The sequence below is a fragment of the Cloacibacillus evryensis DSM 19522 genome (assembly GCF_000585335.1).
Lineage (GTDB): Bacteria > Synergistota > Synergistia > Synergistales > Synergistaceae > Cloacibacillus > Cloacibacillus evryensis.
On record NZ_KK073872.1, the window covers coordinates 560,391 to 586,408 of the forward strand.

Below are 26,018 nucleotides of genomic sequence, written 5' to 3' on the forward strand. Positions count from 1 at the left end.
ATCCTCCGCCAATGAAAAGAATAATATATATATTGGCGGAGGGTTTGTCAGAATAATGCGTGATTTTGGAGACATCAATCCCGCCGTCTATCTGCTCTCAAGGCTCGGCACGGCCTCCGGACTGAGGGATGGCGTATCGGTGGCGTTATCGGGACAGTGGAGCCAGGAGCCGGCGGTGGCCGTAGGGCTCTCGGATATGGTCACATACGACCCGAGCAAGAACGCGACGATATATCTTGAATCAGGGGTAGAAAAGACGGAGTATGCGGGAAACGGCGTTTATAAGGTGAGGGCTTACGCCACAGCCGCCACCTCTGGCGGACAAAGTACATGGGGGGTAAATGAAAGAATCCCTGCCTCCGGGTTCTATAGTTGGGATTATAACAGCCCGGCTTCGCCGCCTATAACGTATACCTTTGGCTGGTTCGGCACGATGCCCAACATAAAAACTATAATCTTTAGCTTAGAAATACAATCGGCGCGTAAAGACGCAAGAGAATGGTATGGCTGCGGCTCCATTGCGAATATCTATGTGGATTATATCGACCAGGCGAGCGGTACCATGAAATCTTTAGGCGTTAGAACGGTGACGTTTTCTTTAAATAGCCATCCTTTGGTAAATGAAATATATCAACTTTATAACATTAAAGCCACACTGAATAGTTTGGCTTCTAATGTTCGTGTTCGTGTGGTGATAAGCAACAGCGCAGAGAGTTTTGGCGGTATGAACTGGGGCTTAGGCGGTTATAACGCCAATGAATATGTGAGGTTTCTTGGCGGCGTAGTCCAAAAAGACCCGGCGGCTGGGAGTGTTACCACATATTCCGGCAATGTCTTTGCGCTTGCGGTGGGGAGGTAGATATTTTATGGGAGGGTATCTCAAGTGTGTTTCCCCAGACAGTCCAAATAAGTACGTAGTCATTTCAGAGGGCGATATCGGCTTTTATGAAGACGTGAATGGAAGTCCTAAATTGGCGACGGCGATTACGCAACTGGGACTTTATAGTGTGACCAATGGAGGAACCGTCCGCACGGAAGAGAGATTCGTCACTAAATATGGCATGCCGCAAGTGTTCGTCTCGCCGCGTTCTGTGAACATCTTTAATGTGAACGGTATAGAGCTGGACCAAGAAATAAATATTAAATCTCCTGTAGTCGCCGTTGACGATGCTGGGAGGGCAACTTTTGGCGTATCTGGCGGTTTGACAAAAAAAACAACCGGCAACGGTTCTTTGCTTGTACCGAGAATTGAACAACGAATCTGGCACGACCATAACGATTTTTTCGATGATTTTACGAGTGGCGAGGGCTATCACGATTATGTGGAGAGGTTCTCCGCCGAGTGGGCTGTACCGGTGATAAGTGCTAAATCTGCGGTAGCTTGCGCACGCGTGTATGGAAACGCCATGCGCACAAGATTAAACCCTCAGCAGCCGACAGGGTGGGAATACTGCACCTCTTCCTGGAATTACAGCTTGAGGGTTGGTATCGGCAATGGAGCAGGCGTTTTTTCCTGGGGAACGGCGACGACCGGCGTAAAACCCAACAACGCCGATCCTCTCTTAATCTCGGCTTCCGTAAGCGGTTCTCAAAGCGGCTCTCATGTGCATGTAAAGGTCGAATGCTCTGCAAGTCAAATGAATGTAATAACAAATTCCGCGTCGTTTTATAGCCAATGGTTTGGTGGAAATAACCCCATGATACCGCTATATGTTAACTGCCTGCCAGATGAAGGGGATATTTCCGCCTCGTCATCAGGTGGGTTTACGGCGCTGGTGGTGGGCAGATGAGCGGCGAAGCTGTTTTTAAAGACCCCAAAGATTTGGCAAATGGGGATATGGTGGTCTTAGATTCCGGCAGGCTTGATATATACAACAAAATAGACGGAGTACGGACGGTAACGCCGACGACGACGCTCAAAAAATGTGAATCGAAGAGCGCGCCGCTGAATGCGTGGACGGAGCTTGAGGGCTATTGGCAGGAGCCGCCAGCGGTGCTTGTCTCGCCGAAGCGAGTGCCGACATATTTTTCACGGGGGAGATATGGGCGACAGAGGTTTCAGTTGGGATGTAGCGTAGCCGCTTCCGATAGTCCGTTGAAGTACCGCATATATCCATCTTGCAAATTTACAATCGAAGCCGGTTCGTCGGGGACGATTAAAGTTGGCGAATCTATAAACCTATGGCCGGAAGGATCTTTTTACTTTCCCACCGGAAACAGTCTGTCAACGATTATAACCAGTGCTCAGAGTGGTATGGGTAGTTTAACGGTTAGTTTCAGTTGGCGCACGATGTATGGATATAGTAATGCAACTCCGGGAACGGCGGACTTCCGTGCCAACATCTATCTGGATGTGCTGCGGGCGGGGGCATCCGGTTCTCCTGTACTGGAAACCCATCTTTTAGTAAGCGAAAGTTTTTTCGCAATGGAGCAGCCTGTGCAGACGACGGTAAAAACGGTCTCTTTGGGCGGTGCGCCGTGCGCGTGGTGGCTGCGTAAAGAGGGAGATATTCAGAATATACGGACCGGTACAAGGGACATCGGGTATGAGCATTCCCTGACGCTGAACAGTTACTCGTGCGTAATCCCAGGTGAGGAGTTCTATCCCACCGACGGGGAAGTATTTTATCTGGCAATAGGACGGTGAGACGAGTGGCACAAAACAAGACAATAAAGATAGACGCGGGGGCGGACTATTTTTTGACGGTGCGGCTGCGCGACGAGGCGGGGGAGCTGATTGAGCTTACGGGCTGTTCTGCGCGCATGAAGCTGAAAAAAGAATATGATTCCGCCGACGCTATGGTGAGCCTTACCTCCGACGCCGGCGGCGGGATAACTTTTGAGAGGTTTGACGACGACAGCGCATTTGTAGACGCTTGCTGCGTACATATTACCAACGTGCAGACGGGGCCGCTGGTGGACTACAGCATAAAGGACGGCGACGGCGAGGTTCAGCCCGGCGAAGGGGTTTACGACCTGGAGATCGTGGACACGGCGGGGGTAGTGCTGCGCGCGATTAACGGCATGTGGATCGCGATGCAGGAGGTGACGAAATGAGCAATATAAAATCGGTGGAGGTTGTGGAGTCCGCCAACCGCATCGCGGAGATAGTCGAGGTTTCCTCCAGGCAGGGGCGCGCGGCGACAATCGCCGTAGGCACGGTGACAACTGGCGCGCCGGGGAGCATGGCGCAGGTGACAAATTCCGGCACGCTGGGATCAGCGGTCTTTGATTTTGTCATCCCCGCCGGCGAGAGCGTGGAGTTCCGCGTCAGCGACGGTAATGTACAGTGGAAGACGACGAACGCGGAGGCATGGACGAACCTTGTTTCGGTCGCCGGGATTCAAGGTTACAGCAATTATGCCGTCTGTTCCACGCCCGCGGCGGTGGCGGAGAAGTCGGTGAGTATTCCGGGCTTTGTCTTGGATACGGGTAAATCCGTGCTTGTAAGGTTTGCCAACGCGAATACGGCGAACGCTCCGACTCTGAATGTCAGCGGCACGGGTGGGAAGGATATAACCTTTCAAGGGGTGGCGGTTCCCACGGGCTGGATACGGGCGAATGTGATATACAGTTTCGTCTATGACGGTGTCGGGTGGAATATGGACGCTGGGTATCAGCTCGCCGAGGAGTGGGCCTGTAAGACCGGGGATACGGTGGACGGCATAGCGTATAGCGCGAAGGTGTATGCGTCATATGCCAAGTCTGCGGCGGAGAGCGCCTTATCTTCGGCGGCGACCGCGGTCGATGCGAAGTCTGCGGCTGAGCTGGCCAAAGCAGGGGCGGAAAACGCCAGAGACGCAGCGGCGGGGAGTGCGGCGGCGGCTGGTGCGGCGGCTACGGCGGCGGGCTCCAGCGCGTCGGTAGCTGCGGCGGCGGAGCAATCGGCGCTGGCGGCGAAAGAGTCCGCTGAGGCGGCAAAGGCAGCGGCGGAGAATGCTCAGAGTGAGGCGGCAGGGAGCGCGGCAGGGGCGGCGGGCTCTGCTACTGCGGCGGAGAGTGCGAAGGTTGCCGCGGAGAACGCCAAAGCGGCGGCGGCAAGTTCTGAGGCTGAGGCATCGGCTTCGGCAACGGCCGCTGTAAATGCGAAAAACGACGCCCAGGCTGCGAAGCAGGCGGCGGAGAGTGCGGAAACCGGCGCGGAAGCGGCTAAGAATGCGGCTGAAGCCGCTGCCGGGAATGCCGCGCAAAACGTGAGCGACACTCTTGCTGGGTATGTTTCCGATGCGAACTCGGCGAAAAATGCGGCGGCAAATAGCGCTGCGGCCGCCGCCGGCAGCGCGCAAGAGGCCGCCGATACAGTGGCGAGCCTGACCTTCAGCGCGGCGACACCGGCGGCGGAGAGCGAGGCTGGGGCTCCGGGAACGACCAATCAGATTCCGCGGGCGGACCACAGCCACCCGCGGGGGCCTAAGACGGCGGTGTTTGTAAATGGCGAATCCGACTCGGCGATCCTTGCCGATACTAAAGTTGGCGACATAATAATCAGGAAGGTGACGGTATGAGCGACATCCTAGAGATATTGGCGCGCGGTGACGGTGGGCTTGCATCACTGCTCAAAAGCGTTTTGCTGGACTCCGAGGGCAAGGTCCCTGCGGACAGGCTGCGCATCGTCGGTGCACTGGCGTCCGGGGCGATCATCGAGAGCGGCTCAAACGCCAATGGCCGATACATAAAGTATGCGGACAATACGATGATCTGCACGCAAGTTGTAAACCTCGGTACGATGACGGTTGCACAAAACGATGGTGCGCTTGTAAGTTGGGCATACCCTGCGCAATTCGTAGATACGGAAGATTTATGTATAATTGCCCAGCCGACAGGTTGGGCATCAAATAGATTCGTGGCAAATTTGTATCCGAATACAACGACATATGCCTACGGTGGATGCTTTGCAATTACCGGTACGTGGAATTTAACAGGCGCAACATATCTAGTTCAGATAGCCATAGGCCGTTGGAAGGCGTGAGGCTATTTCCAGCGGCCTATAGACCTCCATTGAATAAGGAATGTACCAGACCTTGCCGCGATATCAATAACTCTAACTATTAGCTCATTTGATGACTTTAGTAAACAACTACACCATACAGATTGTGACGGGAATTGAACAGACGCAATATTCGCCACGTTATCATCCACATATTGCGCCGGATATGGTATCCACACGGAACCATCATATAGGCTGCCGTAAGCCGTGAGCGTTAGCGTGCTGCCAGTTATACCATAGCATTCCATTATTCCATTGGCGTATTTTATCCAGTGCCCGTTGGCGTTTGAACCTTCCTCAAAAATGGCCCCGTCCGTCAGTGCACCGACGATGTACAGGTCAAGCAGGCAACAGAGCGGGCTCGGAAACAATAGGCTAATACTCGTGTAATAAGACAAAAAGCATAAATACCCAAATCACAGGCCACCACCTGACTAATGATGTGTGGCTGAGTAAAAAGCGTGTAAAGGAGAGATAAAAATGTTCAAAATCAACCTTAGTCCACAGGTGCGGGAGGATACCTTATCTGTATCTGTCAGCGGCTCGACAATAATCATAAACGGCCAAACTTTTGACCTTGAACCTCTGCAAGACGGGGCGACATTGCCTTGCGATGCTTTTGCCACGGAGTTTATAGTGTCGGACGTTGCGCGCAGCGGAGACACTATTGAACTGACACTGCTATTCCCGATACCTAGCAATGCGACGGAAGAGCAGCGGTTTCCCAAACCCGTATATGTCGATGCATCCGGGCAGGTAATAGCGATAGATGAATTAGGTGCCGAAGACCAGGCTATTGAGCCAGAAGTTGTATAGGAGAATGACAGGAGGACGTAACAATGATAACAACTTGTAATGTAGCCAGGGGGGGGGGCGCTCCTAGGTAACATATGTCCCATAGTTAACATTTTGGAGTGTGCGCACTATGCCTGAGAAATATCTTGTGCAGAGGCGCACGGCGGATGGACTTGAGACTGTGGCCGAGCTGCCGATGTTAGATGGGGATAAAATAGATATCTCTTTGTTGCCGGTTGTCGGGACGATAGGAAGCGCCATAATAGAGCGCGGTTCTAACGCCAACGGAGAATATGTCAAATTTGCGGATGGTACGATGCACTGCTGGTCTGTATATATTCCTTTTGGAAGTGACCCTGGTGTTATGCAAACATTTACATATCCAGCAGCATTTGCAGCAGTGCCTATTGTCTTGCCTTCTGTTGCAATCTATATGGGAGATACAGATACTACTTTGGCAACGTCGTTCCTATTTGCCCCTGTCAGTAACGGCGAAAGAACTACTTATTGCCAGATGTGCTGCCAAACTTTGGGTGGCAACACGCCGCTGCTGAACGGAAGGGCAAAATTTGTTGCCATAGGCCGCTGGAAATAGAAAGGACTGGTAAATATGGGAAACATTAACTGGACAAAACTAGACACGCCCGAGATGAAATTTGCGCGCGCAAAAGAGGCGAAGCGCCGCCAGATATGGGCGGCAGGCGACGCCGTACTCGCCGAGGTAAAGGCGAACTATACGGAGGCAGAGATAGAGTCGTGGCGCAAGCAGGAGCAGGGGGCGAAGGATTTTGCCGCGGGCAACACAGAAACGGAGGCGGCGCAATTTGTCGCGGCAATCGCTACCACGCGGGGCATAGAAACCGCCGTGCTGGTGGAGAAGATACTCGCCAATGTGGCCGCATACGGCGCGTTATCTGCCTCGGTGATCGGCAAGCAGCAGCGGCTTGATACCGCCGTCACCGCAGCCACGACCCAGGCCGAACTTGACGCGATAACGTGGGAGGCCGCCAACAATGATAACAATGTGTAATGTGGACAGGGGGGGGGGGCGCTCCTAGGTAACATATGCCCCAAAGTTGACATTTTGGAGCGTGCGCACTATGCCTGAGAAATATCTTGTGCAGAGGCGCACGGCATCTGGACTTGAGACTGTGGCCGAGCTGCCGATGTTGGCAGGGGATAAAATAGATATCTCTTTGTTGCCGGTCGTCGGAACGATGGGAAGCGCCGTGATAGAAAGCGGCGAGAATGCAAATGGCCGGTATATAAAATGGGCCGATGGCACAATGATCTGCACCCATACATATGTTAAAGAGCCTAGGTATTCTGATTTTCTCTTTCTCACTGGAGAATGGGTATTGCCTATAGCCAACGTCGGGACAGTATATAAATTAGTTGTTGGTTTTGGCGCAACAACAAACGACAGCCCTACGGCTAATCATGGTGTATATACAAGTATAGGCTACCAGGGGACAGAAACATATGTATGGAGCACCGGCAGTAATTCAGCGGTAAAGAGGCTTGCCGATGCGATAAGGACCGGAGGCAGCTTCGGTGTTGTAAGTTACACCGCATATCTGGTCGCCATAGGCCGCTGGAAATAGCAAAAACAACGTAGAGCCACGGGAGCCGCAGGGCTCTTTTTTTTGTGCTCGTTGATAGGGGGGATTGAATGAAGGTTTTGACGCCGCGCCCTTTTGGCTGGTGGATGAAGCGGTATTTGGATAGGGTGGGCTCTTCTGATTGCCGGTTCGGCGAGTATGAGGAGCTTTTTTTTGATCCTCTGCGCGGCTTTATGTGCTGGGAGGTTTCGCCGGGGATGCGGGAGCTGTATGTCACAAAAGTCTGCGGGGACGGGCGGTTCTGGCGCGATAAGGCTTATGAGATGTTCGCCTGGGCAAAGGAGCGGTACGGGGTGCGTTATCTGTGCTGCTGTACGCGGCGCGGGCCGGAGGCTTTTTGTCGTCTGTTCGGCGGCGATGTTTTTAAGGTAGAGGAGCGGGACGGCCGCCCGCTTTTCTGGATCAGGACAAAGGAGTTGATGTGATATGGGCGGAGGCGGCGGCAGTTCGCATTCGGAGACGGTGCGCAAGCGGGACCCGGACAGCGCGGAGATTTCAGCACTCCAGAGCCTGCTATATTCTCAGTACACGCCGATGGCCTCTCAGTTGGGAGGCGATTATGCGGCGGCGAAGGAGAACGCGGCGAAGTACGGGCAGCAGTACGACAAGGCTTATGGCGGGCTGGCCGATTTAACGGAGTCGGGGAATTTGCCGGCGGGGCTGACTGACGCAATGAACGGATACATCACGCGGTCAATGGACAAGTCTCTCGGCTCGGCGATGGCGCAGATGGGCGGTAAGGGTATCTTGAACAGCTCGGTCACGGGCAGGGCGATCAATGAGATTGGAAGCAACACCGCGGATGCGTTCGCGAAGAATTACATGGACGCTTATAAGGCGGCGTCAGGGAATTATGGCACGCTGATGGATGCTGCGGGATCGGCGCAAAAGCAGCAGTACGACAATCTTACGGCGCAGTATGCGCCGCTGATGGAGTTTTTTAAGACGGTGCGGGCGTCTGAGGACCAGGATGACTATGACACGGTGGTTTATCAGGACGGCGGGAAGTAATGCAGGGGCCGTTTTATAACCGCTATAATTCGGCGCTGTCACCGGAGGAGCGTCAAGGGCTGTATGAGCGCCTTATGGATATGTCTATGTCTGAGGGCCGTAATCGCTATAACGATATGAATGATTACGACATGGCGGGGGCGTATCTTGCGGGAGCGATGGAGCCGGGCGGCAACGGGCATTTCACAGATGAATGGAAAAAACCGAATCATCCGACTTTCTCCCAGGAGAGCCGCTATAACGGCGTGGATGGGTATTCCGGTGGTGTGTGGGCGGAGGACGGTTCAGGTGAAACGACGTTTACACCTTCGGCGTGGAATTTGGAGAATATGCCGCCGGAGGAGATGCAGCGTTATTTCGGGATCGCGGAGCCGGACGCGAGGCTGGTTCTGCCGGGTAATGGAGGAGGTAATAAGGATATGGCGGTTCAGTATGTGCAGAATGGCGGAGGCGGCGGCCCCTGGGGATTAGTAGGTTCGCTGTTGTCTTTGGCTGTGCCTGGCGCCGCACCCTGGATTGCGGGCGCTAAGGCGGTGGGGTCGGCGGTAAAGGGGGATTACGGTGGCGCGGTGAAGCAGGCTGCGGGATTGCTTGCTCCCAATATCGGTGGTGGCTCCAATGGAAAAATACCCTCTCTATCAGGTTCGTCTCCAGCGGATTTGACAGGGATGTTAAAGCAAAATCTCAGCAACGCCAATCCTACAGCCCTGCCGGATTTTAGCAAGATTCCAGACAATCTTTCCGATATGGGGACGCGCTATGTCGGAAATAGGATGCAGAGCCCCGGGTTTGTCTCCAATTTGATTGGCGGTGGCGGGAATGGGTATCGGCTCTCCGACGCGGATAAGCGCCGGTATGATGAGCTGCTGGTGCAGTATGGCCTGTCGGATATGGATTATAGCACCCGGCAGCGCAGGAATATGATGTAAGGAGGGGTTGGCATGGCGGTATATTTTGCTCCCCGCAATAGTAACAGGATAACGATCAACGACATCCTGGGTATGGTGGGAGGCCGGTTCCTGGATAGTATGATGGCCCGCGATGAGGCGGCCAGGCAGTATAAGTATAGGAGCAGGCTTGACGCGGAGGCGGCGGCGCGGTCGGAGGCCGAGAAGCGCGGATATATCGACATGATGCGCTCCGGAGTAGATAACAATCCGAATCAGCAGGCGGGGGCGGCGGATTTTCTCGGCGGCGCGGTGGGGGCCGGGGCCAATCTCCAGCATTTACAGAATTATTGGCTGCCGCAGATGCTTACGGTGGATCAGGGGAATCAAAAGACGGTTGCTCCAGCCTGGTCAAACGGTGCTGTCGGCGACGGCCGTTCGTATGATATGGGCGTCGATCCCGCAAAGGCGCAGGAGATGTCCGACAAGTTGAAGATGTATAACGCCGGTCTCGCGTGGGATAGGGAGCAGGGGCTTTGGGAGAGGGATTATAAGAACAGGGCTCTTGCGCAGGAGGCGTCAATCCGGCGCGAAGGACAGCGTAGGCAGCAGCCGGCACAGCTGATGCCTGACGGCAAGGGCGGCATGGTATGGGTCGATCCCGTATCGCGTTCTATTGTGCCTGCGGAGGGGATAACGCCGGGCAGCGGCGGCAGTATGCTTGAGTCTCTTTTTAAGGCGTCTGGCGCTTATAAGAATTTTTACGGCAATAATGGCGGTTCCAGCGGGCAGGGCGTTGTTGACGGCGGCGACGGCGCGGCGCAGCCGCAGATGGACCCTATCAAGTTTTTGCAGGTAATGGGGCTCTTGGGCAATGACGGTGGGGTGCCATTCTCCGACTATAAGCCATTGTATGAAAGTATTGGTGATGGCGGGCTGAACGCTTATTCGTCCGCGCTTGGCGGCGTTGGCGGTCCCGCCGCGGCAGGCGGCGCGGCGCGTTCGCCGCAGACAGCCGGAAGCGGCGGCAAGCGGATCAGCATGGCGGATATTATCAATGAGGCAAATATACAGAACCGGCTGCCGGCAGATCTGGTGAGAGAGGCGCAAGAGAGCGGTTTTACAGTTTATTGATTTTTAGGCGGGGGCTTCCCCGCCTTTATTTTGGGGGAGGTCTTTTTATGGCCAACTGGCTTGATAAATATTCGAAAAAAGAAGAAGCTGCAACTGGAACAAATTGGCTAGAAAAATACGCAGATTTGCGATCTGATACAGAAGGTACGGCGGAATCCGATATGTCCGATACGGAGACGATCACGCCGTCGCGGAAAGAGGGCGGCGGCTGGAAGGGTGTTATTCCCGCGCTCCTCCCTCCGCGTAATAGGATCGAGCGCATGAAGGGCGGCAGCGTCGATGAGAGGGTAGCGGGCAACGCGGCAAATTATGATCCGAATCTCCCGGACTGGACGATGGGGAAGGCTTTCAAGGGCGGTATCAGCGATAGTCTGGGGCGGACCGGCGCCATTATCAACATGAATACCAACGAGATAGAATCTTCCGCCGCCAATAAGGATATGACCGAGGTGGCGGCAAGCCCATATCTGACGCAGACGGAGAAGGCGGCCATTTTACGGTCAAAGAGTATTGGTTCTCCCGAGCTTTATAATGAGCTGATGGCGCAGCGCGAGTGGGCGAAGGAGGCCGCTCTTTCCGGACAGGAGTATTTTGACCCTGGCGCCTATAATATGCCGACCTCTGTCGCCGGGCAGCTTGTCCACGATGTCACGCGAGCGATGCCCTATACTTTGGGTTCGATGGCCTATAACATCCCCGTTGGTATAGCCTCCGGCGGCGGGTCTTTTATGGCCTCTCTACTTGCGGCCTCTCCCGAAGCGCAGATGGAGCAGGCGGATGTCTATGACGAGCTGCGGAAGCGCGGGATGAGCCACGAGGAGGCTTATGAGGCGTCGCAGAAGGTGCTGGCGGCAAATATGGCGATGCTGCCCATGTCGAATTACTTGCAGTCGATGGCGGTAACGGGGATGACGAAGGCGGTTCGGGCCGCCGACGCTGGCGCACCGCTCGACACTCTTCTTGGCCGCACGGTCGGACGGGCAATGAAAAATGAAAGGCTTGGCGGTATCCTCCGCTCCGATAATGTCCGCGCCGCGGCGGGAACGCTGGTTGATATTTTAGGCGAGGGCGGAGAAGAGGTCGCCCAGGGATACGCCTCGGACAAGGCGCTGGGGAACGAGATCGATAAACGCGCCCTCGCTTATGAGGGTGTCGTCGGCGGCATGATGGGAGCGTTGTTCGGCATTGGCGGCAATATTGCCGACCGCGCCTTTAACGGCCGCGTCAATGTCAAAGGTAAGCCCCGTTCCGAGGTGGATAGTTTTATGGACGGTATCGCCGGTGATATAGAGAATGCCTCCGCTGCTGCGCCGCAGAGCGGCGTGGAGGGGACAATCATGGGCGAGGGGGATACGGAGGGCGTATCGCGTAAGTTTGTGCCGAATACGCGCATTCTGAACGAGATGCGGAATTTTTACCGCGAGATCAGGAGTATCCCGGAGGCGCAGCGGTCGGCGGAAGATAATGAGAGTTTTAGCACTTTGCGCCATATTCTTGAGATGTATTCTTCGGGCCATGAGCGCGAGGCGGAGGCCCTGGCCAGGGAGCGATTTGATACGGGGCCGCTTGAAGAGGCCCCGCAAACTGCCCCAATTAACATGAGGGAGCGCGCGGCGTCTGAATTGGCTGTCCCCGTGGAGCGTCAGACACCGGCTAATGAGAGTATGGCGCTGTTAAACGCTATTCGAGGGAAGTTTGTTGAGGATTTCCGTCGCTACGGGGCCGTCGATATGGATTCGCTTTCCGGAGATGAGCGTTATCACGCCGCGCTGGTGCGCGCCGCTGGCGACGCTTATCAGCAGGGAGATTTTCAGCGCATGGTCAATATTCTCGCGCATCTTTACGCCCCTGCCGAGACGACTTCTGAGACCGGGCCTATTGCCGCCAGGGAACGCGCCACTTCGGAGCTTGCGGTCCCTGGCTGGCGTATGCCGGAAGCCGTGCGTCCGGAGGCGGCGGTACAGGCAGAGGCAGGGCCGCGGTACGTCGAAGTGCCGTATCCCTCTCGCCGCCGTAAAGAGGTGGCCGCCGATATGTCTAAGATGTCAAAGGGCGAGGTCGGCAGGAAGTATGGCAAGGATATTGCCGAGCTTGCCGCGAAGCGCGGTGCTTTAGCCGCCGCCGACGCCGTGGCAAAGCAGGATCAAATTGCAAAGGCGGATGCAGATAAAGCAAGGACGCAGGAAGTAGCGGAGCCGGTATCTGTTCCCGATGTGCCGCAGAATGCAGAGCCGCCGCAGGCAGAGAAGGCGCGGGAATTGGAGAACTCGCCGGAAGCGCCAGACGCGGCTGCAAAAAAGGATTTTCTTAAGGAACATGTGGTTGTGAGCGGAGTGCCAAAGAACGAGGGGGCCCAGCCTGCTAATGTTGGGCAGGCGGTGGATGGCGGCGAACGTTTTCCGGTCGGCTATGAATGGGAGGAGGACGGTGTTCTCTCGCGTGTCGTTGACATCAGAAAGTCTAAGGGGCCGACGGTTACTATGGAGAGCGCCATGCTGACCCCGACGCGCAACGGTATTGTCGCCACGCCTGTAGAATCGCGGGAGTATCCTATTGCCGGTGAAAAGAGATATATTGTCCACAGGGACGGCCCGGACGGGACGGAGATATACTCCATTCCCGAGCGAGAGATGCCGGGTGCTGCACATGAGCGCGCGGCAGGCGCGAAAGCCGGGGAGACAAAGGGGCGGCAGCCGCTTGACAATGGTAAGATTATAGGACAAGATAAGGCAAAAGAGAAACAGGCTCAGGAGTCCGTCGGTAAGGATAAACCGGTTAAGGAGGGTAGCTCCGATGACGATAGAGGAAATGACGCAGCAGACGATAAATCACTGGAAGATGTATTACCCGGAGGAGTACGCGGCGCTGGACGGCGGGTGGGCGATGAGGCAGGCGACGGCCTGCGCAAAGCTGACTCGCTCGGAGATGGACGCGCAGAAGATGGTGTCACCGGGCATGACGGACGAGGAAGCGTGGAACGAGTCGCGGAATCTGTTTTGCCTGACGCCGCCGCCGGAACCGGAGGAGGAAGAACCGGAGGAGGAGACGGAGGCGGAAAAGGCCCGTCGGAGAGCGGATTACATGGAGTACAAGCTCGGGAGGAAACCGGAGGTTCCGAAGGGGTAGAATCCGCGAAGGAAGAGAAAACGCAGCAGGCGCCCCAGTCCCTGCTGAATCCAAGAGAATCTAAGCCAGCGAAGTTGTCGGGAGAGAATCCCGGCAACTTTTTTATTGGCGAGGATTTTGGGCTTGGCGGCGGTACGGCAGGAGAGAAGATCGCCGGGAATTTAACCGCGCTGCGCACTCTTATGAAGCTGCGGAAGGAGCAGCGTTACCCAACGCGCGAGGAGCAGGCGGCTCTTGCCCGTTATGTGGGCTGGGGCGGATTGAAGTCTGTCTTTGACGTGAAGAAGGCAGGGGCTGGAGATATGTACGGCAAGGCGCAGCGGGTCCTCAAGGAGCTGCTTTCTCCCGATGAGTACGCCGCAGCATTTCGCACGGTAAGCGACGCGCATTATACGTCAAAGCCTGTCGTGGACGCTATGTGGCGCGTGGTAAGGTTTTTCGGCTTTAAGGGCGGCCGTGCGCTGGAGCCGACGGTCGGGGTGGGTAATTTCCTTGGACTTGAGCCGTTGGATATCGCTTCTGCGACGGAGTGGCACGCCTCGGAGATCGACACTGTGACCGGGGATATCGCCGCTCTGCTGTATCCCGAAGCGAATATCCTCTCTTCGACCGGCTTTCAGGATGCTCCTTTTGCCGATAATGTATTTGACCTGGTTATCGGCAATCCTCCGTTCGGTGAGACGACGATTAAGGATAGGCACAAGAGCCGCGCGCATTTGTCGGGGATGAAGATTCACAATTATATTATCGCCAAGGCCGGTATGCATCTGCGTCCCGGCGGCGTGATGTCCGTCGTCGTAACGCATCGTTTTCTGGACACGGCCAATCCCGAGGCGCGCCGTGTGCTTGCCAAGGATTTTCGCTTTCTGGGCGCTTTCAGACTGCCGAATGACGCCTTTGCAAAAAACGCCGGCACGGATGTCGTCACCGATGTGATTTTCATGCAGAAGCTGCGGGCCGATGAAAAACCGGAGCTTAACGCAGCCTGGCTGGATACTAATGGCAGGATCACCGTTGACGGCAAAGATATTCCCGTAAATAGGTATTATCAGGAGTATCCCAGCCATATTTTAGGACGTTCGGCGATGGACGGTACGATGTACGCCAGTTCGCGCGGTAATGAGTACACGGTGCATAGCGACGGGCGCGATATTAGTAAGGCGATCGATGATCTGCTGCGCGGCGATTTTGCAAAGCTGGCGGGCGTGATGGAGGAGACTGCCTCGGATGCCGATACGAAGGCAGCGATGATCGTCCAGAGCGATATTCCCATCGGCAGTATGGCGCTGGATGATAATGGCCGCATTGTACGCCGCGCGATGGACGACGCCGGCGGCAACAGCGTGATGGAGGAGATCACCCCCAATACGCTTTGGAAGGATAACGCCGCCGAGTGGAGCGCGGTGATCGACGCGCTGAAGGATGTGAAAAAGGCGGCCGCAGGCGGCAAGGGGCTGGAAGGGGCCCGCGATATGCTGGATTCGGTCTCTTATGTCGCCCGCACCGCGACGGGAGCCAAGCGCGGCAGTCCCACGGCGGCGGAGAGGGCGCTTTATTCCGTGCAGGACGCGCTTGAATCTGAGGGGCCGTCATTCTCATGGCGTTTCGACCAGGAGCTGAAGGAGATCGACGCCTCTTACCGCAGGAAGCAGCTCGGGCAGGAGAATTATTTGCGACTTCGCGGGATGTTGGAGCTGCGTCGTAAGCTGCAGGAGCTGAATAGGGCGGAGCGGGCGAATGACCCGAGGATGGAGGCAATACGTAAGGGGCTCAACGGATTGTATGATTCGTTCGTCTTCAAGTATGGCCCGATCAGTGATAAGAGAAATTTCAGCCTGCTCGGCGTGGACGTCGGGGTGGAGAGCGGTCTTGAGGCGGATTATCTGCCCGGCATCACTCCGGCGCAGGCGAAGTCCAAGGGGATTAAGGCCCGCAAAGCCTCCGCGACGAAGGCCGATATTTTTACGAAGCGTGTATTTTACCCGGCGGAGGAGATAAAAAGGGCAGGCAGCGCCTACGACGCGATGGAGATTTCGCTCTCTCAGCGCGGCACTGTCGATATTGCCTATATGTCTGACCTTACCGGTAAACCGGTTACGGATGTTATTGAAGAGCTGAGTAAGGGCGAGCACCCGCAGCTTTTTATGAACCCGGAGACGGATGTATATGAACATGCGGGAGAGTATTTATCCGGAAATGTGCGCCGCAAGCTGGAGGTGGCACGCAACGCCGGTCTTGAGCCCAATATAAAAGCCCTGGAGGCGGTTCAGCCTCAGCCGAAGGATAAGAAGCATGTTACGCCGAATATCCGTGCCACCTGGATACCCGCCTCCGTTTATGAGAGTTTTCTCTCCGCGCTTGGCTGCGAGCGGCCGAAGGTGGGGATTATTCCCGGTATAGGCCGCATCAGGGTGGACGACGCGCGGTTCAACGCGACGGATTTCGGGATGCAGTTCACGAACGAGTATAAGAGCGTGCCGGATATTTTTAACGCCGCCGCCGCGGGTAAGAGCCTCACGGTACGCGACAGCAAGAAGCAGGTGATCGAGGAGGCTACGCAGAAGGTCAACGCGCTTGTCGATCGAATGGGAAAGGTTTTTTCGGAGTGGGTTTATACGGACGAGGAGCGGACAAAGCAGATCGTAGACGCCTATAACGAGAAGATGAATACGAATGTCGATCGGGGTTTTGACGGCGTGAAGTATCTGAAAACGGTCGGCAGCAGTCCCTCTATCGTTTTGCGTAATACGCAGAAGAACGCCGCCTGGCGCATGATTCAGTCCAAGTCCGTGCTGCTTGACCATGTGGTTGGCGCCGGAAAGACTTTCACCGTGATTACCGGAGTGATGGAACGTCGGCGGCTGGGGCTGTCGAAGAAGCCGCTGATTGTGGTGCCGAATCACCTGGTCACGCAGTGGGCGCAGGATTTTTACCGGCTTTACCCGGGGGCGAAGGTGCTCGCGGCGACGCCGGCGGATTTCACGGCGAAGAACCGGAAGCGGCTTTTCTCCCGGATAGCCACAACGAAGGATGTTGACGCGATCGTTATCGGCCATTCGTCGCTGGGGTATATTCCTTCTCCGGGGGCGGACTTGAAGGCGATCATCAGAGAGCAGTTAGGTATTCTGCAGCAGGCTTTGGATGAAGCGCGGATTAACGGAGAGAGTAAGCGTTCTTTGTCGCAGATAGCACAGCGCATAGATTCTTATAAGGGGCAGCTCGAAGAGATCAGCAACCGCCCGTCGGATAAGATTGGGCATGACTTGGAGACTCTCGGGATCGATTATATCGCCGTCGATGAGGCGCACGAGTTTAAGAATCTTGAGTACGCGACCGCGGGGGACCGAATTGTCGGTATGAATGACCCTAGCGGATCGAAGAAGGCGTTTGACCTCTATGTTAAGCTGCGCGGCCTGCAGCAGCGCGGCGGGGGCGTTACTTTTGCCACCGGCACGCCGCTCTCGAATTCTCTGGTAGAGCTTTACACGATGATGAAGTATCTGGCCGCCGATGACCTGAAGGAGAGGAATATGCTCTTTTTCGACGCCTGGGCCGGTTCTTACGCCGTGACCGAGACGCGCCTTGAGTATACGCCGACGCAGAAGCTGACGCTGCGGCGCGTGCTGGCGGGGCTGAATAATCTGTCGTCTCTGCGTCAGATGTACACCAGCTTTGCCGATATTATCACGATGCAGGATCTCAAGGATATGTATAGGAGGGAGATGGAGGAGCGGAACCGCAAAAATAAGACGAAGCTGCGTACGGAGTTCCCCGTGCCGAAGGTGACGGACGGCGGCCGCAAGCTAGATACCGCGCCTGCCACGGAGACGCAGCGGCTTCTGACGGACTGGCTGGTCGCGCGCATGGACGCCGTTCAGAAGAACTCCGGGGATAAGGAGTATCGAAGCATCGACAATTATCTGACGGTGATGACGGACGCGCGGAAGATGTCGCTCGATCCGCGGATCATCGATCCCTCTTTGCCCCGCGACGAGAATGGCAAGGTGATGCGCTGCGCCCGTAAGGTTAAGGCCACGTATGACAGGTGGGCCGATAAGAAGGGGACGCAGCTTATTTTCTGCGATATGTCCACACCCGCGAAGGCCGGGCAGAGGTCTGCGAAGAAGCTCGTGGACGACGCCGCGAAGATGGTTTTCAGCGACGCGGAGCTGCGCGCTTTTAAGCAGCGGGCGAAGGGGCTGTCTTTTACGCGCCAGTGGGATATTGTGACTTCGGAGCGGGAACGGCTGCTTGGTGCTGAATCTTTGAGTCCGGCGCAGAGGGACCGCATGGAGGAGTATTTCAGCAAGCTGGAGGATGTGGACGCCGCGCTGTCTGTTGCCGACAGCGGGTTTTCTGTTTATGACGACCTGAAAACGGTGTTGACGGATATGGGGATTCCCGAGCGCGAGATCGCCTTTATTCACGATTATGAGTCGCCGGAGAAGAAGCAGGCGTTGTTTGACAGTGTGAATAACGGCGACGTGCGCGTGCTTTTGGGATCGTCGGCGAAGATGGGCGCGGGGATGAATGTGCAGAAGCGTCTGGTCGGGCTGCATCATCTTGATTCGCCCTGGCGGTCGTCGGATGTGGAGCAGCGCGAGGGGCGCATTATCCGGCAGGGGAATATGTTTTATGAGGCGGACCCGGAGGGGTTCAGCGTCGATATCACCAGTTATTCTACCTCCGGCACGGCTGATACGGTTATGTGGCAGATTCTCGCCCGCAAGGCGGCGGCGATAGAGCAGTTCCGTAATGGCGGTGAGATTGACGCGATGGCGGAGTCTAGCTCGGACGCAGATCAGTACGCCGATTTTATGGCGAGTTCGACAGGCGATCCGGTATTCAAGAAGAAGATGGAGGCGGAGCGCCGTTTCCAGGAGCTGGATGCCGAGGTGAGCGGCGCGCTGATGGCGCAGCAGAACGCGAGGGATTTTCTCAAAAGTTATGAGGCGCGCAGCCGTGAGAATCAAAATGGACTGAGGATTTTGAAGGATGTCACGTTCGACGGTAAGGAGCTTTCCGCTTTTTCCGAGGCGCTGCGGCAGACGGAGAAGCAGTACGGCGAGGATTATGCCAATTTTGAGAGGGACAACGCGGCATATAAGCGAGAGCTGTCTGTGTGGGAGAACGAGCCAGATAAGAAGCGGCGCGGCAAGAAGCCTGAAGCGCCTGTCCGTCCCAAGCGTCCCGGGATTTTATCTCCTGACGTGCAGAGGGCGTCCGCATTTGCACGCGCGGTCAAGAGGGCGATAGAGCCGCTGACGGAATCTTCCGCAACGGGCACGGTAAGTATCCCCTTCGCCGGCGGCAAGGTGGTGGTCTCCAGGATTAACGAACAGTACACCACGCCGTCGTGGCTGGTGAAGTTTATCCCGGGAGGCACCGATACGTATGATGTCGTCATCGGCCAGGCGGAAGGCAAGGTACCGAAAAATCTTTCGCAGCTGACGGAGGTATTGTTGTCGCCGACTCATATTCAGAGCAAGATCGTATCGGCTACAAGGAATCTTGAACAGATCATACGCCGGATGGAATCGCAGAAGAAGTCCAGCGAGGCGTTGGCCGATAGGGATATTCCGCATCAGGCGAGGGACGACGCGAAGGAGGCAATGGACTGGTACGCTCTGCAGGTGGCGCTCGCCGAGGTCCGCGCCGACGTGGAGCGGGCCAAGAGGAAGAATCCTTTTATAGAGAATGACCGCAAGCATCGTCTTAAAACGGCGGCCGTCTCACGGATGGCGGAAGGTGTTATCAAGGTGGATGGCGTCGAGTACCGCACTACGGGGATTTCGGCGGCGACCCCGAACGGCTCCGGTACAGTGCTTGAGGCTGTACGCGTGGATAACGGCGAGCCTGCCACGATCATCAGTTCTTCCGGTCAAAGCGGATCGGCGTTCACTGTTATGCGTATGCCTGAGTCGGTGGCCAAGGAGGCTGGCGGGAAGAAGGATACTCATTACCGGCTGGGGCCGACGGCGCAGGCTCGGCTCGACGCCGACGCCGCGGCCTTTGCGAAGCAGGTGGATGATTTTGTAGCTGGAAAGATGGGACGTTATGCAGAATTTCAGGTGATGCAGACGCCGCTGGTGCTGCAGATCAGCGATGCGCGTGTAAAGCCTCTTCAAATAGTTATGTCGCAAAATACGTTAAAGAAGATTTTTACGAAGCACAAGCTGTCGCCAAATTTGGTAAAACAGATCCCCGCGGCGCTGGCTGATCCTATCATGGTATTTGAATCGGAAGGGAGGGCAAAGCAGCTTCAAAACGGGTTGGTCGTGATGCTGGAGCTGAAGGACTCACAGGGGGCGACGATAAATGTGCCAATCGCGTTAAACGCTGCGCATAAGGGCGCACAGGGGCAGATTGTCTGCAATGATATTGCCAGTGCCTATGGACGGTTAAGCCCTCTGACGGGAAAGCCTTTTAACGACTGGTTTGTAAAGCAGGCTGCCGCTCCAGGGCGGCTTAAGTATGTCAACACAAAAAAATACTCTCAATGGATATCGCAAGCCGGACTAGTAGGGTCCGGGGGTCAATCCATCAAGAGCTTGTTTAATAGTGTAAAGACCGAGGCTGATCTTGTCAAGGCACAGAGCGCCGCTCCCGGAAGTTACGCGCTGGGCGAAAAACGGGCGGGGCTGCCGCCGCTTTCGGTGAGCGAGGTCGCCGCGCGCGTGAAGGGCGCTAAGGTCACAGAACTTGGCGAGGGGAAGATGCGGCTGGACTTTGAGAACGGTGTGTCGTGGATCGTTGACACGCAGGCGGAGGCGATCGCCGCCGACCCGGAGGTTGTGAAACGGGATTATGGCCGCGAGGTACGTCCTGGAGAGGTGGTCTCCGGGCGCACGCGCGTTATCGACGGGCAGCGGTTTATCGATCTCGTCGCCGGCATGAGCGACGCCCGCACGTTTGGCCATGAGGTGTTTGAATCTGCGTGGGATTCTCTTTTGAAGGAAGAGCAGGCCGCGGTGCTGAAAACGCATGGGAGCCGCGAGAGGGCCGCCGAGATGTACGGCGAGTTCCTGGAGGGGCGCGTCGGTAAGCTGACGAAGAGGACGCAGGCGATTTTCCAGCGATTGAAGGATTTTTTCTCTGCGATACGCGCGACGTTGTTTGGCAGGAACTCTGAGGATGTTTTTCGTGAGATTGCCTCCGGGAAGGCGCTGAATCGTAAGGCCGGCACCGTCGAGAATCAGGAGCATTACCGGCTGTCCGTTCGTAAACCGGCAGAGGCGTCGCCGGTGAGTGAGGCGGTGACGGTAGAGCCTGATGCTTCCGTCGTCGTGGAGAAGGACGCGCAGTGGCTACGCGACATGGGGACGGCAGAGCTTGAGCGGGTGGTGCGGCCTTCGCGGCAGGATGAGTCTATTAAGGATAAGCTCATTCATGTGAAGAATAATTATTACCGTCAGTGGCACGACCGGTTAAATCCGATCAAGAAGAATTTTGGCGATGATATTTACTTTGATGCCGAGAACGCGATTTATGGCGCGGCCAGCCGCGCGGAGAGGCGCTTTGAGAAGGGAGACCCCGACAGCGGCGTAAAGGGATTGGTCGAGATTATGAAACCGATCGCGGCAAGCGAGCAGCAGGGATTTGCCGCGTATACGGTTTATAAGCATTTGAACGATATTGCGGCCAACAGTGAAAAATTGCTGAAAGCGGCCTCCGCGCTAGACGAAGCCGCCAAAGCGAAGCAGCGCGAGATCGTGGAAGATCGAAGGCTGCCGTCGCCTGATAAAGAGGCGCTTTCCGAATGGAAGAAGCGGATGACTGCCTTACGGGCAGAGCATGACCTTTATCGCGAGCAGGCACAGGCTCTGCGCGAGGCGGTGAAGTTTACGAAGGGGAGCGCGGCTCAGTATGCAGCGGCGGTACGGAAGATCGAGGAACATTATCCTCATTGGAAGAAGTCACAGCGCGAACTTGTGAAGTATAACCGGGCCCTGCTGGAGATGATCCGCGATTCCGGCATGATCTCTGATGAGATGTATTCGCGGTTGATCGACCTGTATCCAAATTATGTTCCTTTGCAGCGTGATTTCGGAGCGGACGAAAAGAGTGTCGGCGGCTTTGTCGGCGGTATGGGGCTGGTGAATATTCAGTCTCCGCTGAGAAGGTTAAAAGGGTCGTCGCGTGACGTCATCGATCCTTTGGAGCAGATCGTGCGTAATACTTTTCAGTTTGAATCTGCGGCCGCCAGGCAGTCGGTGGGTCGCCAGATCATGGAGGAGTATGACAAGGGAAATTTCCATGAGCTGATGGAGGAGGTCGAGAATCGCCACCACGAGCCGGACGAGATGGTTTGGCATGTGTGGGATAACGGTGTGAAGAGGCTGTTTCGTTCGGAGCGCGATATTTACGAGGCGCTGATGCCCAGGGCACGCGCGAAGTGGGAGGATAATCCCGTGGTGGCCGCGTCGCGTTTTATTACTTCGCTGCTGAGGAAGGGGACTACGCACGGTCTGACTTTCGCGCTTCGCAACCCGGTGCGTGACACGTTCAATTATGCCATCGTCGGAGAGAATTTCCGCCCGGTGGTTGACACTGTGCGGGGGTTGATGATGTGCTTCGACAAGCGCGTCGGCAGTATATATGACGAGTTTATGCAGCACGGCGGCGCGCAGGGGATGACGGTGCTGACGAGGAATGAACATGCGGAGCGCATGAAGCAGCTGCGGCACGAGAGTGGAACGGTCCTGTTGAGCTGGGCCAGTCTGAAGAACCCGCCTAAAGCCGTATATGAACTGATCGGGCAGCTCTCCGAATATGGAGAGCTGGCGTCTCGACTTGGGCAGTATGAACGGGCGAAGGCGGCGGGGTTCAGCGCAGAGGAGGCGGCCAATATCACCCGCGACAATATGAATTTTATGCGCATGGGGACGCTGGGCGAGCAGGTCAATCAGCATGTTGGGTTTTTCAACGCTGCGCTTCAGGGCGTGGATAAGATGTTCCGTACCTATTTTAAGGGCGGCAGGATCAACAAGAAGGCCCTGCTGCGGTCGTTTATGTATATAACGATCCCGTCTATGTTACAGATGTTGTACAACTTTGGCGACGACGACCGAAGGAAGAGGTACGAGAATTTACCCGCCTGGCGCAAGAATACGTTCTGGAATTTTGTAATCGGCAAGGATGGGCCAATCGTCACTATCCCAAAGCCTTTTGAGATAGGGATGATCTTCGGCAGCCTGCCGGAGCGTGCGCTTGAGTATGTCTATACGAAGAATAAACGGGCCTTTGACGGCGTAGGGTCGTCTATGCTCTCTTCTCTTACGCCGGAGTTTTATCCGAATGCGATGCTGTTGCTGGCCGAGATTGGCTCGAATCATTCTTTTTTCTATCAGCGTCAGATCGTCTCTGAAAGGGAAAAACGTTTCGAGCCGGCTTTGCAATATGGACCGTATACGGCAGAGTGGGCTAAGGCGGCAAGCAAGGCGTTGAATGTTTCGCCCAGGCTGCTGGAGTATTCCGTTTTTTCCATTGGCGGCGGGCTTGCAAAGGAGACGTCGAATGTCTCTGATGCCCTGATAAGAAAGTTTCTGACGAAGGAGACTCGCCCGGATCGTCCCTGGTATGAAGCGGCTCCAGGCACGAGAGGGTTTTTCGCCAGCGATGGTGATGCAACGGAGAGCGCCTTTCAGTCGGAGATTCAGCTGCTCAATAGGAAGCGGGCCACGGCAGAGGAGATTCTCAAGACGAAGGGACCCCAGGCTCTCAGCGAGACGCAGAAGAGGCTTATCCGCGCGAATAACGATATTAAAGCGTTATCGAAACTGAATAACGGCAAGGGCGGTATTTATGACGCGTACAGAGCGGTCCGCGAGATTACTACGGCAAAGAATTTGAGCGCCGTTGAGAAGCGAATCCGTATCCGTCGTATTGAGGAGAATATCCGTAATGCCTCCGAGCGGGGCCTGGCACGGATAGACAAGATCAATGCTTATCTGGACAGATAGGGGGTGGCGGTAATGTGACAACGGGGATTCTCACTTTACAAAATGGGCTATTTGGGTGAAGATACTTTCCCTAACCAGAGAAAGTATTTTGCCGTTTTAGGTGTGTTTTGTAAAGTGGCGGTTATGTATGTTCAGCAAAGAGGGAGGGCTTAATGCCCTCTCTTTTTTTATGGGAGGTGTTCGCGGTGGATAATGTGACGGCGTATGAGGTTTTGAAGAGGTATCAGGGGCGGATAAATGCGTACGGTGCGCTCTGCCAGATGAATTGGGAGACGCGCAGCGGTGGTAAAGCGTGGGCCTCGGAGCTGTTTCTTGCCGCGAATAACGCGGCGGGGATAAAGGCGGGGACTGGATGGTCGGGGCCGGTATATAACAAGGTCTCTTGGGAGCAGCGTGCAAACGGAGAGAGGTATTCACAGTTGAGCGCCTTCCGTAAGTACAGCTCTTTTGATGAGTTCGCAGCCGATTATGTTAAGAAGATCGAGGCGAATTATCCTCTGTGTGCCAGCCGCGCTGATAATTTTTATGGATATTTCGCGGGGCTGCTCGCGGGGCGATATGGAGCGTGGGCAACTGATAAGGCGTATTTTCGCCGTATGGTTGAGAGCGCCGTAACTCTCGCACCTGAGATATTTGGCGCGGCCGCCGCAGCACCGAAGATTAAGGCTGCGCTCTTATATGCGATCGAAAGCGATTATCTTTCCGATGCGGAGGCCGCGGTCGCGCTGGAGGTGTTGGGTATCGGAGACGGGAACGATGGTACTGAAAGCGTACCATTAACGCCGGAAATCAAGACCGATAGCGCCATATCTACGGACAATACCGGGCGGAAAATAATCTGTATTGATCCCGGGCATGGTGGCAAAGATCCTGGAGCCTGCGCGGGAGGCGTACAAGAGAAGGATATCGCGTTAAAGGTGGCACAGATGATTGGAAGCTCCCTTGCTGGCTACAGGGTAGTTTATACCCGCGAGGGAGATACATATCCAACGCTTTCAGAGCGTGCCGCGCTTGCCAATAAGATTAGAGCTGATCTGTATGTCTCCGTACACTGCAACAGTGCGACCAGCGCGCAGGCGAACGGCATAGAGGTTTTTACGCATACCAATCAAAGCAAAGGGGCGGTCGCCGCGGCAAAGGCAGTATATAGGCGGCTACTCCCAGTTTCCGGCATGAATGGCCGTGGTGTGAAGAACGCTAATCTGCAGGTGCTGCGCAATACGGCAATGCCGGCGGTGCTTGTGGAGTTGGGGTTCCTCTCTAACGCAGGCGACAGGGCAAAACTCACAGCCGCCGACTGGCAGGAGAAAGCGGCGGTTGCGATAGCAGCTGGCATAGAAGAGGTTTTTGCATGAAGATGGTCGATGATTTTGTTACGGCCGCACTGGCTATGCTGCCGACGATCGTCATTACCATGATTGGCAACACGGTCCGATATACGCGGCATCATCGGCAGGAGCCGTTTTCTCCAGGAGAATTTGCCTGTGGCATGTTCGCGGCGGCTTTCATGGGGGTCATGATCCATGCGTTTTGTTATGTGATCGGGGCCAGCGGGTGGCTGCAGATGGCCGTCGGCGGTATGTGCGGGTATGCAGGGGCGTCGCTGCTGGATACGGTAGCGGCGCTGATGGTTAAGCAAATCAAGGTGTTCTTTGGAGGAGGAGAGAAGAAATGAATCTTTTAGAGCTGATTCCTGGTGTTGGCAGCATAATAGAGAAGGTCGTTCCTGACCCGAATAAACAAAATGAGTTAAAAATTGAGCTGGCGAAGCTCGACACACAGGAGGCGACGGCGCGCCTCGGTGTGCTGCAAGCGATGTTTCAGAATAAAAGCATCTTCGTCAGCGGAGCCATACCCGCGCTGATATGGGTATTCGTGCTCTCCGTGACCAACAACTATATATTAGTTCCCTGGGCGAGAGGGTTTGGCCTCAGCATACCCGACGTTCCATTGCCGGATTCTATCGTGGGGTTGGTTGGTTTTGTTATTACCGTCATCCTCGGTAAAAAGTACAAAGATGACGAGGAGACATACTATTCAAACGGGCAGTTGAAGAATCCATCTAAGAAGAGGATTCAGGCAGAGGTCGCTGCCTGTGAAGCAGCGAAGAGCGTGTCCACGGTGGCCACCGTAGATTATGATGATCCAGAGGCCGTTGATACAAGGTTAAAGAAAATCGCGCGTGAAAAAGGGCTGTTGTAAGCCCTATGATCTGTGGTAATATGGTCAATGTGGTCGTTGGTATGAGTCCGGAGACGCATTTTTTACAGGATATCGTCTCACCGTATATATGACCGTATAAGGACTGCACTCATGATTTTGGGAATCGTGCGTCTAAGCCAGTTCATGCGATTTGTATGGGGCCGGGAGTCGGCTCCATTTAAAATTATATCCTCTGTATAGGCAGAGGATTTTTTGTTCTCCTGCCGTCGGATATTTTGGGCGGTGCAAACATCCTTTGAATAACATCATTTTTGCCGCTGGTTGTTTGTGA

General features: G+C 55.4%; 18 protein-coding genes. All 18 read left to right on the forward strand.

Features of this window, described 5'->3' with window-relative positions; translation table 11 throughout:
- The first annotated feature begins 55 nt into the window (after positions 1-55).
- On the forward strand, positions 56-859 hold the full coding sequence (locus CLOEV_RS02430; RefSeq protein ID WP_034441732.1) for a hypothetical protein: 804 nt from the start codon (positions 56-58) through the stop codon (positions 857-859).
- 7 nt (positions 860-866) lie between these two features.
- A complete protein-coding gene (locus tag CLOEV_RS02435; RefSeq protein ID WP_034441734.1) occupies positions 867-1,790 on the forward strand; it encodes a hypothetical protein in 924 nt (307 codons plus the stop codon).
- Positions 1,787-2,647 (forward strand): hypothetical protein, encoded by an 861-nt coding sequence (locus CLOEV_RS02440; RefSeq protein WP_034441735.1) that lies wholly within the window; start codon positions 1,787-1,789, stop codon positions 2,645-2,647. The genes CLOEV_RS02435 and CLOEV_RS02440 overlap by 4 nt, the downstream gene beginning before the upstream one ends.
- Before the next feature lie 5 nt (positions 2,648-2,652).
- Positions 2,653-3,057, forward strand: a complete 405-nt coding sequence (locus tag CLOEV_RS02445) for a hypothetical protein (RefSeq protein WP_034441738.1) — start codon at positions 2,653-2,655, stop codon at positions 3,055-3,057.
- Positions 3,054-4,505 (forward strand): hypothetical protein, encoded by a 1,452-nt coding sequence (locus CLOEV_RS16720; protein WP_051484834.1) that lies wholly within the window; start codon positions 3,054-3,056, stop codon positions 4,503-4,505. The genes CLOEV_RS02445 and CLOEV_RS16720 overlap by 4 nt, the downstream gene beginning before the upstream one ends.
- The gene (locus CLOEV_RS15705; RefSeq protein ID WP_051484835.1) at positions 4,502-4,969 is read left to right on the forward strand and encodes a hypothetical protein; all 468 of its coding nucleotides are present in this window, start codon (positions 4,502-4,504) and stop codon (positions 4,967-4,969) included. Before CLOEV_RS16720 ends, CLOEV_RS15705 begins: the two co-directional genes overlap by 4 nt.
- Before the next feature lie 498 nt (positions 4,970-5,467).
- Positions 5,468-5,803 carry a hypothetical protein gene (locus CLOEV_RS02460; protein ID WP_051484836.1) on the forward strand — a complete coding sequence of 112 codons (336 nt, stop codon included), beginning with the start codon at positions 5,468-5,470 and terminating at the stop codon, positions 5,801-5,803.
- Between the two features lie 109 nt (positions 5,804-5,912).
- Entirely contained in the window at positions 5,913-6,377 is a 465-nt protein-coding gene (locus CLOEV_RS17110; protein ID WP_051484837.1) for a hypothetical protein, read from the forward strand.
- 15 nt (positions 6,378-6,392) lie between these two features.
- Positions 6,393-6,812: a hypothetical protein gene (locus CLOEV_RS02470; RefSeq protein ID WP_034441743.1), complete on the forward strand. Its 420-nt coding sequence runs from the start codon at positions 6,393-6,395 to the stop codon at positions 6,810-6,812.
- Between the two features lie 70 nt (positions 6,813-6,882).
- Positions 6,883-7,386: a hypothetical protein gene (locus tag CLOEV_RS17040; protein WP_034441744.1), complete on the forward strand. Its 504-nt coding sequence runs from the start codon at positions 6,883-6,885 to the stop codon at positions 7,384-7,386.
- A 68-nt stretch (positions 7,387-7,454) separates the two neighbouring features.
- Positions 7,455-7,829 (forward strand): hypothetical protein, encoded by a 375-nt coding sequence (locus tag CLOEV_RS02480; RefSeq protein WP_034441747.1) that lies wholly within the window; start codon positions 7,455-7,457, stop codon positions 7,827-7,829.
- Between the two features lies 1 nt (position 7,830).
- Positions 7,831-8,415, forward strand: a complete 585-nt coding sequence (locus tag CLOEV_RS02485; RefSeq protein ID WP_034441749.1) for a hypothetical protein — start codon at positions 7,831-7,833, stop codon at positions 8,413-8,415.
- Positions 8,415-9,344 carry a hypothetical protein gene (locus tag CLOEV_RS02490; protein WP_034441751.1) on the forward strand — a complete coding sequence of 310 codons (930 nt, stop codon included), beginning with the start codon at positions 8,415-8,417 and terminating at the stop codon, positions 9,342-9,344. Before CLOEV_RS02485 ends, CLOEV_RS02490 begins: the two co-directional genes overlap by 1 nt.
- 12 nt (positions 9,345-9,356) lie before the next feature.
- Positions 9,357-10,436, forward strand: a complete 1,080-nt coding sequence (locus tag CLOEV_RS02495) for a hypothetical protein (protein WP_034441753.1) — start codon at positions 9,357-9,359, stop codon at positions 10,434-10,436.
- Positions 10,437-10,597: 161 nt separating this feature from the next.
- On the forward strand, positions 10,598-23,524 hold the full coding sequence (locus tag CLOEV_RS02500; protein WP_169732181.1) for an LPD38 domain-containing protein: 12,927 nt from the start codon (positions 10,598-10,600) through the stop codon (positions 23,522-23,524).
- 185 nt (positions 23,525-23,709) lie between these two features.
- The gene (locus CLOEV_RS15715) at positions 23,710-24,879 is read left to right on the forward strand and encodes an N-acetylmuramoyl-L-alanine amidase (protein WP_169732182.1); all 1,170 of its coding nucleotides are present in this window, start codon (positions 23,710-23,712) and stop codon (positions 24,877-24,879) included.
- Positions 24,876-25,199 carry a phage holin family protein gene (locus tag CLOEV_RS02510; protein WP_034441756.1) on the forward strand — a complete coding sequence of 108 codons (324 nt, stop codon included), beginning with the start codon at positions 24,876-24,878 and terminating at the stop codon, positions 25,197-25,199. Before CLOEV_RS15715 ends, CLOEV_RS02510 begins: the two co-directional genes overlap by 4 nt.
- On the forward strand, positions 25,196-25,726 hold the full coding sequence (locus tag CLOEV_RS02515) for a 3TM-type holin (RefSeq protein ID WP_034441757.1): 531 nt from the start codon (positions 25,196-25,198) through the stop codon (positions 25,724-25,726). Before CLOEV_RS02510 ends, CLOEV_RS02515 begins: the two co-directional genes overlap by 4 nt.
- The last annotated feature ends 292 nt before the right edge of the window (positions 25,727-26,018 follow it).

Bases quoted from the DNA above. Each gene is read 5' to 3' on its own strand.
- CLOEV_RS17040 (WP_034441744.1), top strand. From the start codon at position 6,883: ATGCCTGAGAAATATCTTGTGCAGAGGCGCACGGCATCTGGACTTGAG.
- CLOEV_RS02500 (WP_169732181.1), top strand. From the start codon at position 10,598: ATGTCCGATACGGAGACGATCACGCCGTCGCGGAAAGAGGGCGGCGGC.
- CLOEV_RS02480 (WP_034441747.1), top strand. From the start codon at position 7,455: ATGAAGGTTTTGACGCCGCGCCCTTTTGGCTGGTGGATGAAGCGGTAT.
- CLOEV_RS02460 (WP_051484836.1), top strand. From the start codon at position 5,468: ATGTTCAAAATCAACCTTAGTCCACAGGTGCGGGAGGATACCTTATCT.
- CLOEV_RS02440 (WP_034441735.1), top strand. From the start codon at position 1,787: ATGAGCGGCGAAGCTGTTTTTAAAGACCCCAAAGATTTGGCAAATGGG.
- CLOEV_RS02430 (WP_034441732.1), top strand. From the start codon at position 56: ATGCGTGATTTTGGAGACATCAATCCCGCCGTCTATCTGCTCTCAAGG.
- CLOEV_RS17110 (WP_051484837.1), top strand. From the start codon at position 5,913: ATGCCTGAGAAATATCTTGTGCAGAGGCGCACGGCGGATGGACTTGAG.
- CLOEV_RS02495 (WP_034441753.1), top strand. From the start codon at position 9,357: ATGGCGGTATATTTTGCTCCCCGCAATAGTAACAGGATAACGATCAAC.
- CLOEV_RS02490 (WP_034441751.1), top strand. From the start codon at position 8,415: ATGCAGGGGCCGTTTTATAACCGCTATAATTCGGCGCTGTCACCGGAG.
- CLOEV_RS16720 (WP_051484834.1), top strand. From the start codon at position 3,054: ATGAGCAATATAAAATCGGTGGAGGTTGTGGAGTCCGCCAACCGCATC.
- CLOEV_RS02435 (WP_034441734.1), top strand. From the start codon at position 867: ATGGGAGGGTATCTCAAGTGTGTTTCCCCAGACAGTCCAAATAAGTAC.
- CLOEV_RS02470 (WP_034441743.1), top strand. From the start codon at position 6,393: ATGGGAAACATTAACTGGACAAAACTAGACACGCCCGAGATGAAATTT.
- CLOEV_RS15705 (WP_051484835.1), top strand. From the start codon at position 4,502: ATGAGCGACATCCTAGAGATATTGGCGCGCGGTGACGGTGGGCTTGCA.
- CLOEV_RS02515 (WP_034441757.1), top strand. From the start codon at position 25,196: ATGAATCTTTTAGAGCTGATTCCTGGTGTTGGCAGCATAATAGAGAAG.
- CLOEV_RS02485 (WP_034441749.1), top strand. From the start codon at position 7,831: ATGGGCGGAGGCGGCGGCAGTTCGCATTCGGAGACGGTGCGCAAGCGG.
- CLOEV_RS02510 (WP_034441756.1), top strand. From the start codon at position 24,876: ATGAAGATGGTCGATGATTTTGTTACGGCCGCACTGGCTATGCTGCCG.